Source organism: Vibrio sp. 1402 (assembly GCF_033340275.1).
Genome location: NZ_JAWOWE010000172.1, coordinates 1 through 805 on the forward strand (window position 1 = coordinate 1; position 805 = coordinate 805).

At 50.4% G+C, this 805-nt stretch carries 1 protein-coding gene; it reads right to left on the reverse strand.

What is annotated here, in order from left to right; all coding sequences use genetic code 11:
• A partial coding sequence (locus tag R7044_RS24885; protein WP_225455957.1) for a hypothetical protein occupies positions 1-735 on the reverse strand: 735 nt, incomplete at its 3' end.
• Positions 736-805: the final 70 nt, after the last annotated feature.

The window sequence follows — 805 nt, forward strand, 5'->3', positions numbered from 1 at the left end:
TGCTGCCAGAACACGAGGCACATTGTGCCTAGCCTTGCGCCATTCTCCATCGAGCATCTGGTAAACGATCACAGCATGATCATCTTGCTCCGCTGCAATCTCTTCGTCTGTTTTTTCGCTAAGGCCAACTCGTTCCTTTAACTCGGGAGACCAGTATAAACGGCGTTTACCGTCAATGGCCTCGCTGTACTCAAGCCAACGGCCAGACCAAACACCATCGCCTGTTTCAGCGAAACGAGACAAAAACCCAAAGGGGTGAATCCCCTTTTTCTTGCCCTTCTTGGTGCTACCTTTAGCCATTTCTCGATCCACTCCCCAGTGTCTCGAATCGTCTTGTTTTGCTAGGTAGTCACCAACGCTCACACCATGCTTAATATCAAGCGCATGTTGACGGAAGGCATCGAGTGAAACGGGTGTGCCGTCTGGTTTCAGCATCAGCCCAGCCCTTTCGCAACAAGCCTCCCAACGTTCAAGAAGCAGTTCCTCAAAGACTTCTGTCGGCTCCGCTGATAGCAGTCGTTCAAGCCTCTCCGCGTGGCGCTTCGCCTTAAACTTAGCCTTGAGGTATGCCGACAAGCGATCTCGATTGATTTCCTTATCAATACACCAAAGCTCGTGAGTATGTGGGTGCCAGCCGTGTTCCTCTCCCCATGTCACCTCCAGTGACCTGATAAGAGAGTCAAAACCAAACACCTCTTTAAACGTGTTCCATGCCTTACCCCTCCGAAGACGCACCAATGCATCTTTCTGTTTATCCAGTACATCTCCTAGTTTTTCCCCTAGACTATGGCTGAACGTAAACGTG